The sequence below is a fragment of the Paraburkholderia unamae genome, from assembly GCF_003268775.1.
GTDB lineage: Bacteria > Pseudomonadota > Gammaproteobacteria > Burkholderiales > Burkholderiaceae > Paraburkholderia > Paraburkholderia unamae.
In genome coordinates, this window is record NZ_QLSU01000023.1 from 86,263 (window position 1) to 99,498 (window position 13,236).

The 13,236-nt window shown below is 68.3% G+C and carries 11 protein-coding genes; 6 read left to right on the plus strand and 5 right to left on the minus strand.

Translation table 11 applies throughout. The annotated features are described in order from the left end of the window. Positions 1 to 7: 7 nt before the first annotated feature. The 6 genes from C7401_RS30635 to C7401_RS30660 all read left to right on the plus strand — a co-directional run bounded on the left by C7401_RS30635 (position 8) and on the right by C7401_RS30660 (position 5,134). Positions 8 to 1,036 carry an ABC transporter permease gene (locus C7401_RS30635; RefSeq protein ID WP_112175144.1) on the plus strand — a complete coding sequence of 343 codons (1,029 nt, stop codon included), beginning with the start codon at positions 8 to 10 and terminating at the stop codon, positions 1,034 to 1,036. Next, entirely contained in the window at positions 1,036 to 1,902 is an 867-nt protein-coding gene (locus C7401_RS30640) for an ABC transporter permease (protein ID WP_112175145.1), read from the plus strand. The genes C7401_RS30635 and C7401_RS30640 overlap by 1 nt, the downstream gene beginning before the upstream one ends. Then, a complete protein-coding gene (locus tag C7401_RS30645) occupies positions 1,899 to 2,882 on the plus strand; it encodes an ABC transporter ATP-binding protein (RefSeq protein ID WP_181565731.1) in 984 nt (327 codons plus the stop codon). The genes C7401_RS30640 and C7401_RS30645 overlap by 4 nt, the downstream gene beginning before the upstream one ends. Then, positions 2,879 to 3,694, plus strand: coding sequence for an ABC transporter ATP-binding protein (locus C7401_RS30650; protein ID WP_112175147.1), 816 nt, complete (start codon positions 2,879 to 2,881; stop codon positions 3,692 to 3,694). Before C7401_RS30645 ends, C7401_RS30650 begins: the two co-directional genes overlap by 4 nt. Positions 3,695 to 3,806: 112 nt before the next feature. Beyond that, a complete protein-coding gene (locus tag C7401_RS30655) occupies positions 3,807 to 4,751 on the plus strand; it encodes a metallophosphoesterase family protein (protein WP_112175148.1) in 945 nt (314 codons plus the stop codon). A 35-nt stretch (positions 4,752 to 4,786) separates the two neighbouring features. After that, positions 4,787 to 5,134 carry a cupredoxin domain-containing protein gene (locus C7401_RS30660; RefSeq protein WP_112175149.1) on the plus strand — a complete coding sequence of 116 codons (348 nt, stop codon included), beginning with the start codon at positions 4,787 to 4,789 and terminating at the stop codon, positions 5,132 to 5,134. 29 nt (positions 5,135 to 5,163) lie between these two features. Here C7401_RS30660 and C7401_RS30665 read toward each other — a convergent pair whose 3' ends face one another. The 5 genes from C7401_RS30665 to C7401_RS30685 all read right to left on the minus strand — a co-directional run bounded on the left by C7401_RS30665 (position 5,164) and on the right by C7401_RS30685 (position 13,227). Further along, positions 5,164 to 5,736, minus strand: coding sequence for a succinylglutamate desuccinylase/aspartoacylase family protein (locus C7401_RS30665; protein WP_220092870.1), 573 nt, complete (start codon positions 5,734 to 5,736; stop codon positions 5,164 to 5,166). Between the two features lie 7 nt (positions 5,737 to 5,743). Beyond that, a complete protein-coding gene (locus C7401_RS30670) occupies positions 5,744 to 6,547 on the minus strand; it encodes a substrate-binding domain-containing protein (protein ID WP_258397290.1) in 804 nt (267 codons plus the stop codon). 323 nt (positions 6,548 to 6,870) lie between these two features. Further along, complete coding sequence (locus C7401_RS30675) at positions 6,871 to 7,893, minus strand: dihydroorotate dehydrogenase-like protein (protein WP_112175151.1); 1,023 nt, start codon at positions 7,891 to 7,893, stop codon at positions 6,871 to 6,873. Positions 7,894 to 7,936: 43 nt separating this feature from the next. Beyond that, positions 7,937 to 11,530, minus strand: a complete 3,594-nt coding sequence (nifJ, locus tag C7401_RS30680; RefSeq protein WP_220092871.1) for a pyruvate:ferredoxin (flavodoxin) oxidoreductase — start codon at positions 11,528 to 11,530, stop codon at positions 7,937 to 7,939. After that, positions 11,527 to 13,227, minus strand: coding sequence for an NAD(P)-binding protein (locus C7401_RS30685; protein WP_112175152.1), 1,701 nt, complete (start codon positions 13,225 to 13,227; stop codon positions 11,527 to 11,529). Before C7401_RS30685 ends, nifJ begins: the two co-directional genes overlap by 4 nt. Positions 13,228 to 13,236: the final 9 nt, after the last annotated feature.

Genomic DNA, 13,236 nt, shown 5'->3' on the forward strand with positions numbered 1-13,236 from the left:
CCGCACGATGAAGCGCAACCCGTTCCTCACGAGGCTGGCCGCGCGCGTGCTCGTCACGTTGCCCGTGCTGCTCGCCTGCGCGATCTTCACGTTCATGCTCGTGCGGCTGCTGCCGGGCGACCCCGCCGCGCAACTGGCGAGCGGCATGCAGTCGGACGCGCAAGGGCTCGCCGAGCTGCGTCATCGCCTCGGCACCGATGCGCCGCTCGCGACCCAGCTTTGGCAGTATCTCGACGGCCTCGTGCACGGTCACTGGGGGCGCTCATTCACGACCGGGCGCGACGCGCTCGACGAACTGCTCGACCGTCTGCCCGCCACGCTCGAACTGACGATCAGCGGCTTCGTGCTGGCACTCGCGAGCGGCCTCGCGCTGGGCGTCGCCGCGGCCTGCCGCCCCGGCTCCGCCATCGACCGCTTCGCGCGCGCGCTGTCGAGCGCGGGCAGTTGCCTGCCGACCTTCTTCGTCGCGCTGCTGCTCATCTATGTGTTCTATTTCCGGCTAGGCTGGGCGCCGGAACCGACCGGGCGGCTCGACCCGATGCTGAGCGCGCCGCCCGTGCGCACGGGCGTCATCGCATTCGATGCATGGCTCGCGGGCGACCCCGCCGCGACCCTCGACGCACTGCGCCGGCTCATGCTGCCCGCCGTCAGCATGGCGCTGTTCGGCTTGCCGCCGATCGTGCGGATCACCCGCTCCGCGCTGCTCGCCAGTCTCGCCGCCGACCCGATGCGCACCGCCCGCAGCCTGGCGTTGCCGCGAGCCAAAGCACTGACCGCTTACGCGCTCGCGCCTGCCGCCGCGCCCATCGTCACGGCGGCGGGCATGATGTTCTCGTACATGCTCGCGGCCAACGTGGTCGTCGAAAAGATTTTCGCGTGGCCCGGCATCGGCGCTTACGCGCTCGACGCGCTGGGCAACGCCGACTATGCGCCGCTACAGGGCTTCGTGCTGTTCGTCGCCATTGCCTTCGCACTCCTTAACCTCTGCATCGATCTGCTCGTGCAGTGGATCGACCCGCGCACGCGGATATCCTGATGCAACTCGTACGTTTTTTCTTCGCGCGCCAGTCCACGCCCTCCGCAAGCGCCGCTGTGCGCCACGCGGCGCGGGGCCGCGCGCTCGCGCTATGGCCACTCGCCGCGTTGGCGCTCGTCGCGCTCGCCGGTCCCTGGGTCGTGCAGAACCCCACGACACCGGATGTCGCGCATATGCTCGCTGCGCCCTCCCGGGCGCACTGGTTCGGCACCGACGCGCTCGGCCGCGATCTGTTCGCACGCGTGGTGGTCGCCACCCGTCTCGACCTGGCGATCGCGTTGAGCGCCGTGTTCGCCGCGGCGCTGGCGGGCAGCGTGCTGGGCGCGGCCTCCGGTTTCGCCGGCGGACGGATCGACCGCCTGGTGCAGCGCGTGGTCGATGTCTGCATGGCGTTTCCGTTGTTCGTCGTCGCGTTGTCGCTCGTCGCCGTGCTCGGCAACTCCGTGCAAAGCGTCGTCGTTGCCACCGCGCTCATCAACGTGCCGTTCTACACGCGTCTCGCCCGCGCCGAGATCGCCACCCGGCGCGACGCGAACTATGTGCGCGCCGCGCGGCTGCAAGGCGCGGGCAACACGCGCATTCTGTTCAGCCTGCTGCTGCCGAACGCGCTGCCCGCGCTGTGCGCGCAGATGACCGTCAACCTGGGTTGGGCGATGACGAACAGCGCGGGGCTGTCCTTTCTCGGCATGGGGGTGCGGCCGCCCGCAGCCGAATGGGGCGTGCTGGTCGGCGAAGGCGCGCCGTACATGATGACGGGCCAATGGTGGATCGCGACGTTTCCGAGCCTGGCGCTCGCCCTCGCCGTGTTCGCGCTCAACGGTGCAGGCGAGCGCCTGCGCGACGCCTTCGACCCGCGTACCCGATGATGCGAACCGCCCCCCCACCGATGCTGCACATCGAGCAATTGCGCGTCGAACTCGCAACAGACGCGACTCACGCGACTCACGCGGCGCTGATCGACGGCATCGATCTTCGCATCGCGGCGGGCGAAGTCGTGGCCCTGATCGGCGAAAGCGGCTCGGGCAAGTCGCTCACGGCGCTCGCGCTCATGAACCTCCTGCCGCGCGGCGTGCGGCAAACGGCCGGCCAGTTGCGCTGGGCCGATACCGATACGCACGCATCGTCGCCTCACCCGGCGGCGATGGTGTTCCAGAGTCCGCGCAGCGCGTTGAACCCCGTGCGCCGGATCGGCGCGCAGTTCGACGATGTCTTCGCCGCGCGCCGCCTGCCTCGCCGCCTGTGGCGTGCGAACGCGGTCGCGCTGCTCGAACAGGTCGCGATGACACCGCCCGAGCGCTATCTGCGCGCTTATCCGCACGAGCTTTCGGGCGGGCTGTGCCAGCGCGTCGTGATCGCGCTGGCACTCGCTCGCGAGCCGCGGCTGCTGATCGCCGACGAGCCCACCACCGGTCTCGACGCGCTCACGCAGCATCAGGTGCTCGACCTGCTGCTCGCGTTGCGGCGTACCCGCGAGATGGCCTTGCTGCTCATCACGCACGACCTCCAGGCCGCGCTGGCCTACAGCGACCGCATCGCCGTGATGCATGCGGGCCAGCTTGTCGAGGTGCTGCCTTCCGCCGAATTCCTCCACGGCGCGCGGCATCCGTATTCGCGCGCGCTGGTCGCCGCGACGCCCGCGCTCGCCGCCGATCTGCATGCGCTGCAAGGCGTGCGCGGCAACCTGCCTGATCTGCGCGGCCCATTGCCCGCTTGCCGCTTCCATGCGCGCTGCACGCTCGCGCAGGCGCGCTGTGCGACCGACGCACCGCCCGTCGTGACGTCGGGCGCCGATCGCTTCGTCTGGTGCTGGCAGCCGGTCAGCATCGAAACCGGAGCGCGACGATGACAGCCATGCTGGAAGTGGCGGGCCTGAGCAAGCGGTATCGGACTTCGGCGGGGCCCACCGATGCGCTGCGCGACGTGTCGTTCACGCTCGCGCGCGGCGAGACGCTCGGCGTCATCGGGCAGTCCGGCAGCGGCAAGTCGACGCTCGCGAGCGTGGTGGTCCGGCTCGACGATCCCGACGCGGGCACGATCCGCTTCGACGGCGTCGACATCGGCGCGCTGCCCGCGCGACGGTGCGCGCGCGCGCCGTGGCGCAGGCGCATCCAGTTCGTGTTTCAGGACGCGCGCGACAGCATCGATCCGCTCGGCCGCGCGTTCGATGCGATTGCCGGCGCGCTCGCCCATGACGTGGGCGGCGAGGCGCGCCGGGAGCGCGTCGAGGCCCTCGCGCGCGCCGTCGACCTGCCGCTGTCGCGCCTCGCCTTGCGGCCGCATCAGCTTTCGGGCGGCGAGGCCGCGCGCGTATGCATCGCGCGCGCGATTGCGAGCGGCCCCGACCTGCTCGTGCTCGACGAACCGACGGCGGCGCTCGACGTGTCCGTTCAGGCGGGCGTGCTCGCCACGCTCGACCGGCTGCGCCGCGAGCGCGGCATGGCCATGCTGTTCATTTCGCACGATCTCGACGTCGTGCGCCTCTTCTGCTCGCGCGCGCTCGTCATGAACGCAGGCGAGATCGTCGAAACGGGTCCGACCGCCGCCGTGTTCGCGCAGCCGCAGCACGCCTATACGCGCGCATTGCTCGACGCACGGCGGCGCGCGACCGGGTCCGTTTCATCGACTGCGGCGCTTTTCCCCCTTTCTTCCTCCCTCTGACGACGACCGGGAATAAAACCGCGAGGCGGGCGGTATTGCACGTGAAGCCCGCCCCGGAAGCACGCCGGATCGAACCGGCAACCGGCTTCCCGAACCCAGTCGAGAGGACATCATGTCGTCAGATCTTCCTTCCCAACCTTCGCGCCGCAGTGCCCTGAAATGCCTCGCCTTCGGGGGGGCGGGCACCGTGTTCGTCCTGGCCGGAGGCGTCCTCACGCCGGTGCAGTTAGCGCTTGCCGCCGGCAGCAAGGACAAGCCGGCGGTATCCGGCGTGCCGCTGTTCTTGCAGATCAGCGACTCCCATATCGGCTTCAACAAGGAAGCCAATCCCGATGTCGCGGGCACGCTCAAGCAGACGATTGATTTCGTCAACGCCATGCCTGTCAAACCGGCTCTCGCGATTCACACGGGCGACATCACCCACCTCTCCAAACCGGAAGAATTCGATCTCGCGGCCCAGTTGCTCTCCGGGCTCAACGTCACCGAATTGCACACCGTGCCCGGCGAGCACGACGTGACGGACGGCCCGCAAGGCGAGTACTTCAAACGCTTCGGCCAGGCGTCCGACAACCGGGGCTATTACAGCTTCGACCACAACGGCGTGCATTTCGTCGCGCTCGTCAACGTGATGCATTTCAAGCCGAACGGATTGGGCAACCTGGGCGACGACCAGCTCGCCTGGCTGAAGGACGATCTCAAGGGGCGCACGTCCAGCACGCCGATCGTCGTCTTTACGCATATGCCCATGTGGACGATCTACGAACCGTGGGGCTGGGGCACCGGCGACGCGGGCCAGGCAATGGATTATCTGAAGCGATTCGGCTCCGTGACGGTCCTCAATGGTCATATTCATCAGATCGTTTCCAAGGTCGAGGGCAATATCACGTTCCACACCGCACGCTCGACGGCCTATCCGCAACCGACAGCCGGCGATGGCCCGGGGCCCGGACCGCTCAAGGTGGCAAGCGAGCAGTTGCCGAAAATGCTGGGCGTGACCAGCATTCGCGTCTCGCGACATCCCCTCGCGGCGACGCTCTCCGACACCACGCTCGCCTGACTTTGCCTCCCGCCCATTCGACAAGGAACCGAGCCATGCTCTCCCACCCATTTCGTCGCGCGTTCGTCTTCTGCTGCGGGGCCGGCATGCTTGCGGCCGCGCTGGCCGCCGGTTTGCCTGCCGCGCAGGCGCAGGAGCCCAGTCAGATCGTCATCAAGAATTTCATGTTTTCGCCCATGGCCATCACGGTCAAGGCGGGCACGACGGTGACCTGGAAAAACATGGATGGCGAACCCCATACCGTCGTGAACGACGCGGGCATATTCCACTCGGCCGCGCTCGACCAGAACGACACGTATCAGTTCAAGTTCGACAAACCAGGGGTGTACAAAGTGTTCTGCGGGATACATCCCTATATGAAGGCAACCATTACCGTGCAGTAGGCAGGTCCATATTAATTCGGAATCCATAATTACTCGACGTAGTCTTCCGGATTCTCCCTGCCCGGACTCTGATAAAGAATCATCATGAGAGGAATACGGGGCTCCGCCGTGGCATCGGCGCGGCGCCCCGTCACCTCGCCGGCGACCCCGGTCGTATATTCCGCAACCACTTCGCCAAAGGCGTTGCGCTGAATGGCGACTTTCTGCCCCGCCTTGACCTTGTCGTTCAGCTTGACCAGCAATTCGACGAAGCCGCCATGCGTGCTCAGGATGCCATGCGCGCTGTTGCCGACGAAGATCCCGACGTCCCGCCCGGTGCGGCCCATCGGGCCGGAGACGACGCCATAGCGCTTGAGCACATTCATCGTCCCTTCGACGAACAAGGGGATCATGTCGAAATCGAAGACGCGCGCGGAGCCGATTTCCGGCGTAATCGCCGGAATGCCCACGTCGCTCAGCGCGACACGCTTGCCCGGCTTCGCACCGCAAACGACGACGGCCGACACATACCCGTGTTGGCCCGTCGGCATCTGCACGCCCTGGAAATAGAACATATGCTTCTTGCCGCGCGCCAGGTCGCTAACGTCGAGCGCGCTGATCAAACAGCGATCAGCCGATTGGCCCGCCGCTGCTCATGCGCACAATCAGCTCGGGGCGCAGGCGTTCCGACTTTGGCTTTTCGCCTCCGAGCTGCTTGACCAGCAACTCCATCGCGCGAAAACCCATGGGGTGCATGGGCGAGCGCACCGATGTGAGACCGATGGGCAATTGGGCCGCAAGCGGCGTGTCGTTGAACCCGACCAGCGCCACGTCCCGCCCTGGCTGCATGCCCGAGTCCCGCAGCGCACCCATGACACCAATGGCGAGAAAGTCGTTGACGGCAAAGATGGCCGTCGGCTTGCGCTTCCTCGCGCACAGTTGCTCGCCGGCCTCACGGCCGGCCGCCGTATCGAACGGACCATGCAGGATCGAGTCCGGCCTGATCTCGACGCCGAGCGCCTTGCATCGCTCCACGAAACCCACGCACCGGTCCCAGCCGCTGCTCGAATATTGCTCCCCGGCCAGCACGGCAACGTCGCGGTGCCCCAGCGCAACCAGGTGATCGGCCGCCATTTTCCCGCCTGCGAGGTCGTCGCAGGTGATGGAGCAATACTTCCTTCCCAGGTGGCGGCTCACGAGAATCATCGGCACACCGCGTTTGGCCAGTTCGTCGATGAACGCGGTTTCGTCGCGGCGCGCGTCCGCGAAGATGAGTCCCTCCACGTTACGGTGCAGCGCCGCCTCGCCAAGCAGCCGCTGGCGCTGCGCATCGTCGTGTGTGTTGGCCACGAAGGTCATGTAACCGGCGGCGTCCGCCGCGTCGTCGATGCCTTCGTAAATGGTTGCGAGCACGAGGTCGGAGAGCCTCGGCACGCGCCCCGGAAAGTCCGCATTGGCGCAACGCCAGGCGAATCCGCAATGGCGGCGCGTTGAAGAAAGACCACCGCGGATATCATCAGGATAACGATATATGTGTCGCCTCACCGTCGTCTAGCCGTTGACGGTACTCCGCCACAAGGGCCCGCGCCGCACTGAACTGCCACGCGGGCCTCATTCATCGACAACCTTAACCGCAACGACTGGCACAAGCCTCGCGACAGCCAGCCGCCTCCCCGCGCCTGCATGGCGCGTCATCGAAGTGCAACCGAAGCGATGCGATGAACGCATGCAGCGCGGGCCCGCGCTCCGTACCCGCGCTAGGCGTCCAGATGCCGCCCGCTCCATGTCTGAAGCCGGTCGAGATATTGCCCGCGCGTATATGCAGCCGGGTCCTTCAGCCGCGCAAACGACATCGCGCCGCGAATCGCGTCGAGCGAGTCGACTTCGCGCGCCTCCAGCCACGCCTTCAGCCCGCCCAGCAACCGCTCGAAGCACGACGGCCCCTCGCGCAGCACGGTCGACGTGACCATCACGGCGTCGGCGCCCGCATACAGGTATTTGATCACCTGTTCGGCGTTCTCCACCCCGCTGGACGCGGCCAGCGATGCGCGTATTCTCCCCGCAAGCAGCGCGATCCACTGTAGCGGCAGGCGCATGTCGATGGCCTGGCTCAGGGTCAGCTCGCTCGCAAGCTTCAGCCGGTGCAGGTCGATGTCCGGCTGCACGAAGCGGTTGAACACCACGAGCCCGGCGGCGCCGGCCTCCACGAAGCGCTGCGCCAGGTTGCCGACGTTCGTGAAGTACGGTCCCATCTTCACGCACAGCGCAATGCCGAGCTGGCCGCGCAGTTCCTGCACGATCCGCACGTAGCGCTCCTCGATCGCGGCGCCGCTTTCGAACAGGTCCGTCGGCACCGCGTACAGGTTCACTTCCAGCGCCTGCGCCCCGGCCTGCTCGATCTGCTTGCCAAAGTCCAGCCAGCCTCCGGGCGTCGTGCCGTTGAGGCTCGCGATCACGGGGATCGACAGGCTTTCGCGCGCGCGGCGCAGCAGGTCCAGGTAACGGTCCGGAACGAGCCCATACGGGCCCGAGGCAATGTGCGCGGGCGGGAAATAGTGCTGATGCATCTCGGGATTGCTGTCGATGCCCGTCGCGAGTATCGCCTCGCGCCGCTTGCCCGCAACGCCGACCTGCTCCTCGAACAGGGAGGGCAACACGACGGCGGCCGCACCCGCGTCCTCCAGCCGCCGCAGATGATCGATCTGCGCATTCGCGGGCGAGGCCGACGCCACGAGCGGGTTATTGAGCGTCAGCCCGAGATAGGGCGTCGTCAGATCCATTGCTGTCCTCCCTGATGCGCGATTGACTTAGGATTCCTGATCGTCATGCCCGGCTCCCGTCGCGCTCGGCAACCGCCGGTGCGCCGCTCCAGAAGCGACTGCCGTCGCGTGCCGCCAGATCCTCGTATTGGCGGTACTTCTCCTCGACCCATCGTTGCGCGGCGTCGAGCAGACTGGCGGCGGTCTCGCCGTCGGTTTCCGCCAGCGAGCTGTAGCGGATCTCGTTGTATGCGTAATCCTTCAACGCAATGGCGGGTCGCATCGAATCGAGCTGGAACGGGTTGGCCCCCACGCGGCGCATGGACGGGTTATAGCGGAACAGCGGCCAGTAACCGGCTTCGGTCGCGAGCGCCTGCTGGTGCATGCCCTGGCGCATGTCGATGCCGTGCGCGATGCAATGACTGTAGGCGAGGATCAGCGACGGTCCCTCGTACGCCTCGGCCTCGCGAAACGCCTGGAGCGTCTGCTGCGGATTCGCGCCCATCGCGACCTGGGCGACATAGATGTTGCCGTAGGCGATCGCCTGGAGCGCCAGGTCCTTGCGCGGCACGCGCTTGCCCGCCGCCGCGAACTTCGCGACGGCCGCGAGCGGCGTCGCCTTCGACGACTGGCCGCCGGTATTGGAATAGACCTCGGTGTCCAGCACCAGCACGTTCACGTCGCGGCCCTGCGCGAGCACGTGATCGAGCCCGCCATAGCCGATGTCGTACGCCCAGCCGTCGCCGCCGACGAGCCAGATGCTGCGGCGGATCAGATGATCGACGACCGAGAGCAGATCGGCCGCGCGCGCGTCGTCGTGCAATGCGAGCAGGCGGGTCTTGAGCAGCGCCACGCGCTCGCGCTGGGCGCGGATGGCCGATTCCTGCGCCTGCGGCGCGCCGATGATCGCCTGCACCAGATCCTCGCCGACCTGCGGCGCCAGTTCCTTGAGCCGGCGATGCGCGAGCGCGAGTTGCTGGTCGGCGGCGAGCCGGAAGCCGAGGCCGAACTCAGCGTTGTCCTCGAACAGCGAGTTCGACCAGGCCGGCCCGCGTCCTTCGTGATTCTTCGTCCAGGGCGTGACGGGCAGATTGCCGCCGTAGATCGACGAGCAGCCGGTGGCGTTGGCCACTTGCAGGCGGTCGCCGAACAACTGGCTCAGGAGGCGCAGATACGGCGTCTCGCCACAGCCCGCGCATGCGCCCGGAAACTCGAACAGCGGCTGGAGGAACTGCACGCCGCGCACGTTCGCGAAATCGACGCGCGCCCGGTCGTTGACCGGCAGCGACTCGAAGAAGCGAATGTGCTCGCGCTCCGCTTCGAGCACGGGCAGCTTGTCGGAGATGTTGAGCGCCTTCGTCTCCGGCTCCACGGCGCTGTGCGCCGGGCACGCTTCGACGCACAGCCCGCAGCCCGTGCAGTCCTCCACGTAGATCTGCAACGAGAAGCGGGCTTCCGGGTAGCCGCGCGCATTCACGGGCGCGGACGGGAACGAAGCGGGCGCGCCGGCCAGGCGATCCTCGTGGAAGTAGCGCGCGCGGATCACGCCGTGCGGGCACACGAAGCCGCACTGGCCGCACTGCACGCACAGGTCGGCGCGCCACTGCGGCACGGTGTCGGACACGTTGCGCTTCTCGTAGGCGCTCGTGCCCGAGGGAAAGGTGCCGTCCACGGGCATCAGGCTCACGGGAATCGCATCGCCCTTGCCCGCGAACATCATGGCCGTGACGTCGCGCACGAACGCGGGCGCATCGGCCGGCACGAGCGGCGGCAGTGCGCCGCCGTCCGCCTCCGCCGGCACGCTCACCGGCTGCATGCGCGCGAGCGCCCCGTCCACGGCGGCGTCGTTCATCCGCACCACGTGCTCGCCCTGACGCCCGTAAGTCTTGCGGATGGCCTTCTTGATCGCCGCGATCGCCTCGTCGCGCGGCAGCACGCCCGACAGCGCGAAAAAGCAGGTCTGGAGCAACGTGTTGACGCGAAAGCCCAGGCCCAGCTCGCGCGCGGCCGCCGAAGCGTCGATCACGTAGAGACTGAGCTTGCGCTCGATGATCGTCTGCTGGACCGGCCGCGGCAGATGCGCCCAGACCTGGTCGGCGGGATACGGCGCGTTCAGCAGGAAGATCGCGCCCGGCGCGGCGTACTGGAGCACGTCCACGCGTTCGAGAAAATCGAAGCGATGGCATGCGACGAAGCCCGCCCGGGCGATCAGGTACGGCGCGCGGATCGGCCTCGGCCCGAAACGCAGATGCGAAACGGTCTGCGCGCCGGACTTGTGCGAGTCGTACACGAAATAGCCCTGCGCGAAGTTGGCGGTGTCCTCGCCGATGATCTTCACGCTGTTCTTGTTCGCGCCGACCGTGCCGTCCGCGCCGAGTCCGTAGAACACCGCGCGCGTCACGTCGTCGGGCTCGATGTCGAACGCCGGGTCGTAGTCGAGGCTCAGGTGCGTCACGTCGTCGTCGATGCCCACGGTGAAGCTGTGGCGCGGCCGCTCGCGCCCGAGTTCGTCGAATACGGCCTTGACCATCGCGGGCGTGAAGTCCTTGTTAGAGATCCCGTAGCGGCCGCCGGTCACGAGCGGCAGCGACGCGCGCTCGCCGCGGCTGAACGCGCTGGCGAGCGTCGCGAGCACGTCCTGGTAGAGCGGCTCGCCCGACGCGCCCGGCTCCTTGGTCTGTTCGAGCACGGCAATGCGCTTGACCGACGCGGGCAACGCCGCCAGCAGATGCGCCGCGGAGAACGGCCGGTACAGCCGCACTTGCAGCACGCCGTGCTTGCGGCCCTGCGCCGCGAGCGCCTGCACGGTTTCGCGCACCGTCTGCGCGCCCGAACCCATCAGCACGACGATGTGCTCGGCGTCCGGCGCGCCGTCGTATTCGAACAGCCGGTAATGCCGGCCGGTCAACTGGCCAAAGCGCTCCATCAGTGTCTCGACGATGCCCGGCACCGCGTCGTAGTAGGGATTGGCCGCCTCGCGCGCCTGGAAGTAGGTGTCGGGGTTGTGCGCCGTGCCGCGCACGAACGGCCGCTCGGGGCTCAGCGCGCGGGCGCGATGCGCGCGGATCAGCGAATCGTCGATCATCGCGCGCAGCACGTCGTCGCCGAGCAGCTCCAGCGTGTTCAGCTCGTGCGAGGTGCGAAAGCCGTCGAAGAAGTGCAGGAAGGGCACGCGCGATTCAAGCGTCGCGGCCTGCGCGATCAGCGCGCTGTCGTGCGCCTCCTGCACCGAGGCCGCGTTGAGCAGCGCGAAGCCGGTCATGCGCGCGGCCATCACGTCCGAGTGGTCGCCGAAAATCGACAGCGCCGACGTCGCCAGCGAGCGCGCCGCCACGTGGAAGACCGTCGAGGTCAGCTCGCCCGCGATCTTGTACATGTTCGGCAGCATCAGCATGAGGCCCTGCGACGCCGTGAACGTGGTCGTGAGCGCGCCCGACTGAAGCGCGCCGTGCACCGCGCCCGCCGCGCCGCCCTCGGCCTGCATTTCCTGCACGAGCGGCAGGTTGCCCCACAGGTTCGGCAGGCCCTGGGCCGTCCATTGATCGGCCAGCTCCGCCATCGCCGACGACGGCGTGATCGGGTAGATCGCGCACACCTCATTGAGCTTGTAGGCGACGGTCGCGACCGCCGTATTGCCATCCATCGTGCTGCGGGTCATCGCACGGCCTCCGTGTTCGGGTTCGCGCTCGCGTTCGCGCTCGCGCTCGGGACCGCGTTCGGGATCGCTGCCGCGCTCGCCTCCGGCGTCATGTCGATCGCGTGGCACGGGCATTGTTCGAAGCAGACCGCGCAGCCGGTGCAGCGCCCGAGGTTGACCTCGTAGCCGCGCCCCGGGCCGAGCCGCTCGATCGCGCCGGTCGGGCATGCCGCGTAGCAGTTGTCGCATTCGTAGCAGTTGCCGCACGACAGGCAGCGGCGCGCCTCATGCCGCGCCGCCCGCTCGTCGAGGCCGCCTAGCACCTCTTCGAAGCCGCTGCGCCCGGCCACCGGCAGCACCGGCGGCGCCGACGGCAGCGCGTCGCTATAGAGCGGCAGATGCAGCGCGTCGAAGCCGACGATCGCATGGCGCGCCGGCGTGACGAACGGCTCGCCGCGCAGCCACGCGTCGATATGGCGCGCGGCGCGCTTGCCGTGGCCCGTGGCGGTCGTCACCGTGCGGTTCGCGGGGGTCATGTCGCCGCCCGCGAACACGCCCGCGCAACCGGTCTGAAAGTCGTCGCCGACGATCACCGTGCCGTCCGCTTCGAAGCCGATGCCCGGCACATCGCGCAGGAACGCCGTATCGGTCTGCTGGCCGAGCGCGAGAATCAGCGAGTCGGCCTCCAGCGTCTCGTATTCGCCGGTGGGCTGCGCGCGGCCGTGCTCGTCGAGCCGCATCTTCTCGACGCGAATCGACTGCCCGTCGATGTCCCGGATGCTCGACAGCCAGCGGATACGCACGCCCTCCTCCAGCGCCTCTTCGGCTTCGAACGGCAGCGCGCCCATGTGCGCGCGATCGCGGTAGTAGACGATCAGCGCCTCCTGCGCGCCGAGGCGGCGGGCGGTGCGCGCGGCATCCATCGCGGTGTTGCCGCCGCCGTAGACAACCACGCGCCGGCCGAGCTGCGGGCGCTCGCCCGTGCCCGTTGCCCGCAGCACGCTCACGGCGTCGAACACCCGCGCCGCGTCGCGCGCCGGGATGTCGATGTGGCGGGCCACCTGGGCGCCGATCGCGAGCAGCACGGCGTCGAAGCCGCCCGCGGCCTTTTCCGCCGCCAGGTCGCCGACCTTGTGGTTCAGCACGAAACGCACGCCGAGCGCTTCGAGCCGCCCGATTTCGTGGTTCAGCACGTCACGCGGCAGCCGGTACGCGGGAATGCCGAAGTGCAGCATGCCGCCCGCCACCGGGCCGGCCTCGCGCACTTCCACGGCATGGCCGCGCCGCGCGAGATGCCAGGCGGCCGACAGACCGCACGGCCCCGCGCCGACGATCAGCACGCGCTTGCCGGTGGCGGGCGCGGGCGTAATCGTCCAGCCGTGTTCGAGCGCGAGATCGCCGAGAAAGCGCTCGACCGCATGCACGCTCACCGCGCTGTCGAGTTCGCCGCGATTGCAGGCGCTCTCGCACGGGTGATAGCACACGCGGCCGTGAATCGCGGGAAACGGATTGTCGGCGACGAGGTGCCGCCACGCGGCTTCGTACTTGCCCGCTTGCGCGAGCGCGAGCCAGCCCTGAATGTCCTCGCCCGCCGGACACGCGTCGTTGCAGGGCGGCAGCAGGTCATGCCAGACGGGGTGCCGGGTGCGCACCGGCCCGATCGCCTGACGGCGGGTCAGGTCCACGACAGGGCTCATGTTTTCCAGTCGAACGTTCATGGGAACTCC

Bases quoted from the DNA above. Each gene is read 5' to 3' on its own strand.
- C7401_RS30640 (WP_112175145.1), top strand. From the start codon at position 1,036: ATGCAACTCGTACGTTTTTTCTTCGCGCGCCAGTCCACGCCCTCCGCA.
- C7401_RS30655 (WP_112175148.1), top strand. From the start codon at position 3,807: ATGTCGTCAGATCTTCCTTCCCAACCTTCGCGCCGCAGTGCCCTGAAA.
- C7401_RS30645 (WP_181565731.1), top strand. From the start codon at position 1,899: ATGATGCGAACCGCCCCCCCACCGATGCTGCACATCGAGCAATTGCGC.
- C7401_RS30650 (WP_112175147.1), top strand. From the start codon at position 2,879: ATGACAGCCATGCTGGAAGTGGCGGGCCTGAGCAAGCGGTATCGGACT.
- nifJ (WP_220092871.1), bottom strand. From the start codon at position 11,530: ATGACCCGCAGCACGATGGATGGCAATACGGCGGTCGCGACCGTCGCC.
- C7401_RS30685 (WP_112175152.1), bottom strand. From the start codon at position 13,227: ATGAACGTTCGACTGGAAAACATGAGCCCTGTCGTGGACCTGACCCGC.
- C7401_RS30675 (WP_112175151.1), bottom strand. From the start codon at position 7,893: ATGGATCTGACGACGCCCTATCTCGGGCTGACGCTCAATAACCCGCTC.
- C7401_RS30660 (WP_112175149.1), top strand. From the start codon at position 4,787: ATGCTCTCCCACCCATTTCGTCGCGCGTTCGTCTTCTGCTGCGGGGCC.
- C7401_RS30635 (WP_112175144.1), top strand. From the start codon at position 8: ATGAAGCGCAACCCGTTCCTCACGAGGCTGGCCGCGCGCGTGCTCGTC.